Raw genomic sequence first — 8,941 nt, 5'->3', positions numbered from 1 at the left:
CTGATGGGCGGTTTGTAGAAGCTGCCGGTTTCCCCGATATGGACATGGGGAGCACGGAGGCCGTTGCGACCCGCCCGCCGTTAGCGACTCATTCCGGCCGAGGGCGTGCGAAAACGCATTCATCACCTAAACTGAATCAACGCATGGAGACCGGGTGACTCCAGCGATACCTCGACATGATTGAAACTGCAGACCGAACCAGTCCGACAGGTTTCGATGTGAAGACCGTGCGCCTGTACGAGACGATCGCGCTCCTGCGCCAGCACCAGCGGTGCAAGAGAACCGGTACCGTTGGCTACAACGTCCAGACGTTCCTGATACGAAGCATCATCAGATCGTCGAACGCGAGGTGAAGAATATCGGAAGCGATCACGGGTAACTCAGCAGGAGGGCTTTGTCGGCGAAGAGCGCCATGGGCAAGCCGAAGCTAAAGGTGCTGGCTGACCGGGGGTACTTCAGCGGTCCGGATATCCGTGCGTGCAAACTGGCCGGGATCAAGGCGTATGTCCGGAAACCACTTACCTCGGCATCAAGGAAGAAAGGACTCTTTACCAAGCGCGACTTCGTCTACGTTGCAAGGAACGATGAGTATCGATGCCTCGCCGATCACGGGCAACAGATCGCGCATATCCAGAAGGAGATGCACGCGGTCGATGCAGGCACACCAGCGCTATAGATTGCGGCTGATGCGCGACGCGCGGCGATAACGGGCGCGGTAGCCATTCGCGCGTCGCGGCTTGCGTTCGCTATCCCTGCACGCAGGTAAACGACGTCGCGCTGTTCACGTCACCCGCGCCGTTATAGCTAGGCCACGCCGGATACTGGCACAACGGCCGCGTGCGTCCCGGCACGCCCGCGGTATCGGTGTCCACCTGATGCACCGGCGGCGTCCCGCGCTCAACCCAGTTCTCCAGCGCCGCGAGCGAGTCCCATGACGCGTTGAACTCGGTGCCGATCCCGTGCTGCATCCCCGGAATCTCGTAGAAGCGCACGAACGACTCGACGGCGCTAAAGCCCATCGTGAACAGCAAGCGCTGATAGTAGATCTCGGTGGCCCGCGTGCTGACGGTCTGGTCCACGGTGCCGTGCGCCATCAGCAACTTGCCACCGCGTCGCATGAAGGGCGTCAGGTTCGCATCGGTCGCGTCGAGTCCCGACAGCATGCTGATCCGCCCGGACCATTGACCGGCGAGCGCCGGATTGAACGTCAGTGAATCGAAGTTCGGGTTGCCCATCACCGTGTAGCGGACGAACTGGTCGCTGATCTGTCCGTCGAACATCGCAGTGCTCTGCAGCGGATACGACGGCTGGGTCGTACCGAGCGCGAGCTCCGTGATCGTCGCCTCGAGCGGCGAACTGCTGCCCACCCCCAGATCGGCGCCATACACGTTATAGCCCGGATACTGCGTTTCGCCGTTTTCGAGCGGATACCCAAAGACGAGCGGGGTGTTCATCGTGTTGAGCGCCGCGATCTGCCGGTCCGACAGGCACGTGTCTCCCCGTGCCGCACCGCCGGCGCAGCGCAATGGCTTGCCGTCGACATGGGCCGTCGCCGGATTGAACGTCCAGTTGCACGCCTGCACGTTGCTGATCAACCCGTCCTCGACGCCGTCGAGCCCATCGCACACCTGCATCACCGCTTTCAGGAGCAGCGCGCGCTGTGCTGTGTCGAGGTACGCGCCCGGCGCGGTGAAACCTTCCGTCGCGCGCAACTGCTGCAGGCTCAGCGTCGTGAAGTCATACGCGGGGTAGAAAGCGATCACACCGTTCCAGTCCTGTGGCCAGCGCTGCGCGACGGTCAGCGCCTCGCGGCCGCCAGTCGAGCCGCCCGCGAAGTACGCCTTGTACGGATGCGTGCCGTAATGCTTGTCGATGATCACGAGCGCGGCGTCGTGCGTCTTCTTCAGGGCTTCGCCCATGAAGTTGTCGTACGCCTCGGCGTTGACGGAGAACGCGCCGTTCACCGAGCCGTTCGTCGCCTCGTGCCCGGAATCGCTCGCGAACACCGCGTAGCCGCGCGACAACGGTCCCGGCAGATTGGCCGGCGCGCTCGGCACGTTCCCGGTCACGGCTGGAATCGAGCCGTCGAACCCGCCGCCGCCGAGCATCAGGATCTTGCCGTTCCACTGGTCCGGCAACGCGACGTTGAACAGGATATCCGGGGCGGACGGATCGACCGGACGAATCGCGCCGGCCACGAGGCAGTATGACCCGGTAGCTGTCGCTCCGGTGCCGCTCGCCGCCACCTGTGTCGTTGATGTGACGATGGCACCGGTTGTCGGCAGGCCGATCTCGCGGGCCGGGATGGTCAACCCGTTTAGTTGCGGACAGCTTGTTTTTGACGGCGGAGGTGGCCCGTGTGGTCCGCATTCCGCGTCCCGGCATGGACCATCCGTCGTCTCCGAATACGTACCGCCGCTCGACATGGCGCACAGTACAAGCACACAGAATGCACCCAGCCACGACGGCGCGCGCCCACGCGTGCGCCACAGCCTGCTTCTCGAGTTCATCGTCTTGTCTCCTTCCAATGAGGCCTGAAGACGGTGCCGGACGTTGCGGCATCAGGCCCATGCCGTAGCGTACACACGACCCTTATCCATCCCGGGTCAACTGCGCGACCACCGCGTGCACCACCATCAGCAGCGTGCTGCGCGCGATTGCCGCCCGGCCCCGCATACTCGAACCTGCCGTCAACCTGATGGAAGACCTTCGACGGCCCGTCGACGTAATGCTCGAAGGCCGTCGCATTCGCACTCTCGCCGCGGTCCGGCAGAGCCCACTGGGCTCCGTTGTTGCAGGCTAAACGGCGACGGCTTGCCCAGCATGCCCGCCGCAACGCTCGCGAAGGAGACTGTTCAATACATGATAGTCGCTAACGCGTGCGGCAAGCGGCCAAGAACGGTCCGTCGGCTCTACCGTACGAATCGTCGACAATGACTGTGTCGAAACAAACCCAGGCAGGCGCACGGCGAGCGGGAGATGAACGAGGTACTCCAGCCGATATTTATCGCTGTTGCATGGATACACGATTTCGAGACGGTTGGGATGGATACACCGTAACCGGTCTTTTAACCACGTCCCTCAGAGGTTGGGAGCAGCAGACAGTGCCCATGGCATGAACGTCTTCGCGATTACGTCCGCGAACAACTTTTCCCGTGACGCATTCTGCTCTAGGAGACGCTTTGTGGAGGGACCGGCCTGCGCGCTTCTGTTTCTCGTGCCGCATCGCGTGAACCCGATCGCACAGTAGTTGAAAACTATGTGGCCGGCGGCCGGATTCCTGCGACGGCCCGCGGACTGACCAGCATGGGCAGTTAGACGCAGCGTAAGGCCTGATCTGGTTTGACCAGATTGGGCCTTACGCGTAAGCTACATGGCGCGCTGGGTGCTTGCCCTGCGAAGCGGTGCAAGGCCCGTGAATGGTGGCTGTTGCGCCAGTCCGATGCACCTAAAGGCAATAGTGCCAGTTCTGCATATTGAGCGGTGACTGCATGATGGAAAACGTTCGTCAACTCGTCCGTCTGATTCAGGAGCGTGGTTTTGGACCGGGCGACAAGCTGCCGTCTGAACGCGAGATGTCGGAAATGTTTCGCATGAGTCGTGGAGCGCTGCGGGAAGCACTCATCCGGCTGGACACTTTGCGAATCGTCGACGCGCGGCCGAAATCCGGCATTTTTCTTCGCGCCGACTCAGCCGAAACAAGCATTGAAGCGATGGTTTTATTTGCCGAGGCCGATACGCCCCTGAGCCCTGACGAGGTGATCCAGTCCGTGGAGTTGCGGCGATTGCTTGAGGTTCAGGCGGTGAGACTCGCGTGCGAGCGCCGAACCGATGCGGACCTGAACAAGCTCTCCGCGATTCTCAAACGTTGCATCGAGGCACGTGGCGACGGTCACGCACTCGCAGCACTCGACGCGGAGTTCCATCTGGCAATCGTATCGGCCACTCAAAACGACGTCTTCGTGCGCTTCGTAAACGTCTTCTATCTGATGTCGAAGAAGCGTCGCGAGGTCTACTTTTCGTCAGACGAGCATTGCCGCAAGTCGGTTGCCGATCACCGCAAGTTGCTTGGCGCGATCGCCGCGAGAAACATTGAAGAAGCCGAGACGATACTGCGGCAGCACATTAAAGGTGTTGATGTGTACTTCCGCACGTTGTTTGCAACGGAGAATGACGAAGAACAAGGTGCGGACAAACTTGCGGCGCCGGGTCGAAAGCGCAAACGTGCCGCTACGAAAGAGTTCGCCTGAGGCAACAGACCGCCTGTCAACGGGGCAGGCAGCGCGTTTCAGCCAGACTCCGCCCGCAATCTACCTGAAGTAGAGAGTGCCGGAGGTCAAATCTTATCTGGCTCTGCGGGGTCGCTCAGGGTTTTGACGCAGGGTTCGTCGCGAAATCGCTAGGTGAAACGATTTCCAGCTGTTCGAAATCGTCACTGTTGCCTAATACCTGATGTCGCACCCCGGACGGGAAATAGCACGACGATCCCGGTACAAGGCGCACAACACCAATATCTTCGAACTCGAAGTCGATCCATCCGCGAAGTACAAACACCAGTTGGAAGGTTGTTTCATGGGTGTGCCATTCTGCCTCCCCCTGTTTGCCCGGCACCGCCCGAATTACGTGCGCAGTGTAAGCGCCGGACGTAGCCTCCTTTAAGCCTGTGTCGCGATATGTAAAATATTCTCTTAATTCATGTTCGATATCCGAACCATCTGCAGCGACGTGCCGCACCGAGGTCCTGCCAACGACGGCTTGAATTTGCTCTGACATGCTTGCTCCTTCGATTGTTGGAAATAAAATGAATCGATCACGTTGACACATATTGCCGTGAACATTAAACGAAGCTAGGCCCAGTCGAGCCGCTATGGTGGCGGATAAAATCTTCGTCAACTTCAATGCCGATTCCAGGGCGCTCGCCAGGCCGTAGCGTACCTTGGTGATCAATGTCGAAACGGAAGTCGACGAGCTGATCGCGAAGCGGATTGTGAACGGAACAGTCGGCCTCGAAATATCCTGCATTGTCGATGGAACACAGTACGTGTAGCGTGGCCGCCATGTTGATGCCCATGCTCGAGTGGCAGTGGATGGGGAGTTTTTGCGCAGACGCCATCGCAGCCACCTTTAGCATCTCCGAAACGCCGCCCACCTTGGAGAGATCCGGCTGGAGGACCGTCACGCATTCTGCGTCAATCAGTTGTGCAAACTCATATCGGGTGAAGTGATTCTCGCCGGCGGCAAGCTCGAAGCGCGACATTCGTTTCGCATCCCGGTAGCTGCGATAGTCGTGTGCAGGAAAGGCTTCTTCTAACCAACGAATGCGCGCCTCTTCAAAGTACGGTGCGACCGCATAAAAGTCCGACAGTGAATACGCAACGTTCGCATCGGTAAGTATCTCTACATCTGCGAAATGCGAGCGCACGGCTCTCACGCGGTCAATATCGGATCTCGGTGAATCCCCAATGCGGAGTTTGACGGCGGAAAATCCCCGTTCAATCATGAGGGCGACCTCTTCAACCAGCGCTCCTGGATCCTGAAATCCGAGGCAGATACCGCCCGCATACGCACGCACGTCCCGCGCGGCACCGCCAAGAAGACGGTATAGAGGCCACCCGACGGCTTTGCCGCGGATGTCCCACAAGGCGATATCTATGCCGCTCATCGCCGCGGCACAAGCCGCTCCCATGCCATGCGACGCAAGCTGATAGCGGTAGATTTGCGACCAGACGCCGTTTACGTCAGTCGCGTCAAACCCGAGTACAAGTTGCTTTAACGTCGTGTTAACCAGCGTGGCGACCGCCAGATGCGCGCGCGCATGATGGGATTCTCCCCAGCCGACGATCCCCTCATCAGTTGTGACTTTCACGACGACCGTGTCGCGCTTGACCATTTTGCCAATACCGAGGCGAACTTGATGTGCCTCCGGCACGGGCGAAGTGACCGGATATGCAATGATGTCTGTGATTTTCATATTTTTTAAGTAGCTGACAGAACAGGGCTGACTGCTCAGCGTGGGGAGCGCAGATTCCAGCGCTCCAGGTAGTGGTCCCAGATTTCCGGATTGACCAGATTCGTGGGACACCGGCCATGCAAGACATCGAGCACGGCCTGCGCCGAGCCCACACTCATGCGCGCGACACTCTCCTGGGTAAGCGCTGCTGTATGGGGCGTAACGAGCACATTGTCGCGTTGCAGGTAGGGATGGTCTGCGGCGAGTGGCTCAGGTTCGAACACATCTAGCGCTGCTCCAGCGAGCCGATTTTCACTCAGTGCCTCTAGCAATGCGGAGTCGTCGACGAGACCGCCCCGTGCGGCGTTGATGAGATAAGCCTGTGGTTTGACCAGACCAAGAAGTTGTGCATTGACCAGATGTTGCGTGGACGGCAGGAGCGGTGCGTGTAGCGTAATGAAATCGGACTCGCTGAACACGCTCTCAAGAGACGTCTGTACGATGAAATCAGGTAACGTGGCTTGGGTCGCGACGTCGTACCCGAGCACTCGCATGCCGAAACCATGGTGCAGTGCTGTTGCGACACCGAGACCGATGCGTCCAAGTCCAACGATCCCCACGGCTCGGCCCCGAAGTTCCAAGCCGTGATACGCCTGCCTGACGGACCAACCCTCGCGTTTGAGCAGGCCGGGTATGCGGTGAAAGTCGCGCGCAAGCGCGAAGAGCGCGCCGACTACATGCTCCACCACCGCCTGCGTATTCGAGTCTGGAAGATTGGCAACAGGAATGCCGGCTTCAGTCGCCTGACTAACCGGGATGAAATCAAGCCCGACGCCGTGGCGCACAATAGCCTTTAGTCGCGCGGCCTTCGTAAATATGTCATCGGGCAGGCGAACGCGCACGATCAGCGCGTCGATATCCGCCATGTATCGTCGCAGCGTGTCCGCCCGGTCATCTGGTGGAACTATCAGCTCGCACAAAGGAGCCAGCATTTCAGACCCGAGCGGATCGATTTTGCTCGTAGAAAGAACGCGAAACTTGCGATGCATGTTTATCCCTCGGTGAAGCCGCAGAAAAATGTCCTCGCACGCAAATATACGTTGTCCCATTTTTTGCCATATCTGGTACAACCAGATGGTAGTTTCAAAAAACGGCGAAGTCAATTTATCGCCCCAATCCCCTCAGGCCTCGACCCACGGACGAATCGTTGCAATCCATGCAATGTATCAGCCTGACCCGGGAAATCGAAAATTGACCTCTCAGGTCCGACCATGTAAGTTCTGGTACAACCAATATGGGGCGTGCGAAAGGAAATTGCCATGCAACGAAAAGTGGGGGTGGTTGGCTTGGGCGCGATGGGAAGGGGAGTGGCCACCTCCCTTTTGCGGGCGGGGTTTGACGTTTTCGTCAAGGACCTCGGCCTGGTCCAGCAGATAGTGAGAAGCGCGAATTTCAGCGCGGTACTCGCCGAACGTGCTTTCGGGCTTTTCCAGTCAGCGGCCGATGCTGGGCACGGGGCTGATGACGATACCGCCGGTAGTCCAGATGTACGAAGGCGCCCGAACGCCCGTGTAGCGGCAAGAGGTGCATTACGATCGGGCGGATCGATTTAGTCTTTACGTCTCACGCACCGCAATTCCGATGCAAAGTGACCGCAGTGGTCTGTACGCACTGCAATGCCGGGGCGATATCCCCATGTTTTCCCACTACTGTCTAACACTGCATATGAAAATTTCTGATTCCAGATTCCTCGCAGGCAAAGCGGCCGTCGTTACCGGATCGACGAGTGGCATCGGGCTGGGAATTGCAACCGCCTTGGCCCGTGCGGGTGCGAACCTGGTGTTGAACGGATTCGGCGACGTTAAAGAAGCCGTTGCCACGGTCGAAACGTCGGGCGTGAACGTCGTGCATCACGCCGCTGATATGACGAGGCCGGCCGAAATCGAAGCAATGATAAATTTTGCAGTCCAAACGTTTGGCGGTGTCGACATACTGGTCAACAATGCCGGAATCCAGTTTGTCGAGCGGATCGATTTGTTTCCTGTGGCAAGCTGGGATTCAATCATCGCCATCAACCTGAGTTCGGCATTTCACACAATGCGGCTCGCACTACCAGCGATGCGCGAACGGGGTTGGGGACGGGTCATCAATATCGCGTCGGTTCACGGCCTTGTCGGCTCTGTTGGGAAATCTGCATATGTAGCAGCAAAGCACGGCGTCGTTGGATTGACAAAGGTCGCCGCGCTGGAAAGCGCACGCTCAGGTGTCACGGTGAATGCTATTTGCCCCGGTATGGTGTTGACACCTCTATTGCAGAAGCAAATCGACGATTTCGCTGTGCGTGAATCGCTGTCGCCAGACGAAGCAAGTGCGAGATTTCTTGGAGAAAAACAACCCTCTCAGCAATTTGTAACTCCTGATCAAATCGGCGATCTCGCCGTATTCTTGTGCTCCCCATCCGCCAATGAGATGCGAGGATCCGCGCTGCAAATCGATGGCGGATGGAGCGCGCAATAAGGTCGCATCGAAGCGCGCATGTCATGCCACAAAATTCCGCGATGCTTCACGTCTCCCGGGTGCACTCTTCGAGACTGAAAACAAACGACTCGTAGGGTCATCCGGTGACGTGTCTCAAACCCATTTCGCACGTGCGGTTTGAGGAGACACACGCGTCGGCCGTATTCATCTCCACGTATGCATCTTCTTCCCTTGTGGCCGAGGCTACGAGTTCCGGATGTAGCCCCTCTGTCACCCACGGCGCCGCAGCAGGTAGCGCCAATCGGAATGGCAACCTCTTGCGCCACGACCGCTTCACCACTCGAGTCTTCCGCCTTCGGCGGAAGAAAGTGGATCACAAGGGCCTCGCTGTCGATCCGCTCCCACATCAGCGACTGGGGTAAGCGGCTCGTCCCGGCCGTTATAGACGCTGGCTGAGGGCGACATCAAAGTGATGTCCATCATTTCCGATCTGATGGGCATCACTTTGACACA

The 8,941-nt window shown here is 58.7% G+C and carries 6 protein-coding genes and 2 pseudogenes; 4 read left to right on the top strand and 4 right to left on the bottom strand.

Going from position 1 to position 8,941, the window contains the following annotated elements:
• Positions 1-158 precede the first annotated feature (158 nt).
• Positions 159-628: pseudogene (locus tag P3T24_RS38695) on the top strand (IS5/IS1182 family transposase); the annotation flags it as partial.
• A 118-nt stretch (positions 629-746) separates the two neighbouring features.
• Here P3T24_RS38695 and P3T24_RS38690 read toward each other — a convergent pair.
• Complete coding sequence (locus P3T24_RS38690) at positions 747-2,510, bottom strand: tannase/feruloyl esterase family alpha/beta hydrolase (RefSeq protein WP_429441940.1); 1,764 nt, start codon at positions 2,508-2,510, stop codon at positions 747-749.
• 981 nt (positions 2,511-3,491) lie between these two features.
• On the opposite strand from P3T24_RS38690, the gene P3T24_RS38685 reads away from it, so the two are divergent.
• On the top strand, positions 3,492-4,250 hold the full coding sequence (locus P3T24_RS38685) for a FadR/GntR family transcriptional regulator (protein WP_074267498.1): 759 nt from the start codon (positions 3,492-3,494) through the stop codon (positions 4,248-4,250).
• A gap of 115 nt (positions 4,251-4,365) precedes the next feature.
• Here the strand turns inward: P3T24_RS38685 and P3T24_RS38680 are convergent, their stop codons facing one another.
• The 3 genes from P3T24_RS38680 to P3T24_RS38670 all read right to left on the bottom strand — a co-directional run bounded on the left by P3T24_RS38680 (position 4,366) and on the right by P3T24_RS38670 (position 7,113).
• On the bottom strand, positions 4,366-4,773 hold the full coding sequence (locus tag P3T24_RS38680; RefSeq protein ID WP_429441938.1) for a cupin domain-containing protein: 408 nt from the start codon (positions 4,771-4,773) through the stop codon (positions 4,366-4,368).
• 64 nt (positions 4,774-4,837) lie between these two features.
• Positions 4,838-5,971 (bottom strand): mandelate racemase/muconate lactonizing enzyme family protein, encoded by a 1,134-nt coding sequence (locus tag P3T24_RS38675; protein WP_074267500.1) that lies wholly within the window; start codon positions 5,969-5,971, stop codon positions 4,838-4,840.
• A 35-nt stretch (positions 5,972-6,006) separates the two neighbouring features.
• A complete protein-coding gene (locus P3T24_RS38670) occupies positions 6,007-7,113 on the bottom strand; it encodes a hydroxyacid dehydrogenase (RefSeq protein ID WP_429289440.1) in 1,107 nt (368 codons plus the stop codon).
• A 156-nt stretch (positions 7,114-7,269) separates the two neighbouring features.
• On the opposite strand from P3T24_RS38670, the pseudogene P3T24_RS38665 reads away from it, so the two are divergent.
• Both P3T24_RS38665 and P3T24_RS38660 read left to right on the top strand, forming a co-directional pair.
• A pseudogene (locus P3T24_RS38665) lies at positions 7,270-7,368 on the top strand (3-hydroxyacyl-CoA dehydrogenase NAD-binding domain-containing protein); the annotation flags it as partial.
• Positions 7,369-7,645: 277 nt separating this feature from the next.
• Positions 7,646-8,467, top strand: a complete 822-nt coding sequence (locus tag P3T24_RS38660) for a 3-hydroxybutyrate dehydrogenase (RefSeq protein WP_290439562.1) — start codon at positions 7,646-7,648, stop codon at positions 8,465-8,467.
• Positions 8,468-8,941: the final 474 nt, after the last annotated feature.

The organism is Paraburkholderia sp. GAS33, from assembly GCF_050436645.1.
Taxonomy (GTDB): Bacteria; Pseudomonadota; Gammaproteobacteria; order Burkholderiales; family Burkholderiaceae; genus Paraburkholderia; species Paraburkholderia phenazinium_B.
Note: the sequence above shows the minus strand (reverse complement) of the source record. Positions and strands in the feature narration are given on the sequence as shown.

Bases quoted from the DNA above. Each gene is read 5' to 3' on its own strand.
- P3T24_RS38660 (WP_290439562.1), top strand. From the start codon at position 7,646: ATGTTTTCCCACTACTGTCTAACACTGCATATGAAAATTTCTGATTCC.
- P3T24_RS38675 (WP_074267500.1), bottom strand. From the start codon at position 5,971: ATGAAAATCACAGACATCATTGCATATCCGGTCACTTCGCCCGTGCCG.
- P3T24_RS38680 (WP_429441938.1), bottom strand. From the start codon at position 4,773: ATGTCAGAGCAAATTCAAGCCGTCGTTGGCAGGACCTCGGTGCGGCAC.
- P3T24_RS38690 (WP_429441940.1), bottom strand. From the start codon at position 2,510: ATGAACTCGAGAAGCAGGCTGTGGCGCACGCGTGGGCGCGCGCCGTCG.
- P3T24_RS38685 (WP_074267498.1), top strand. From the start codon at position 3,492: ATGATGGAAAACGTTCGTCAACTCGTCCGTCTGATTCAGGAGCGTGGT.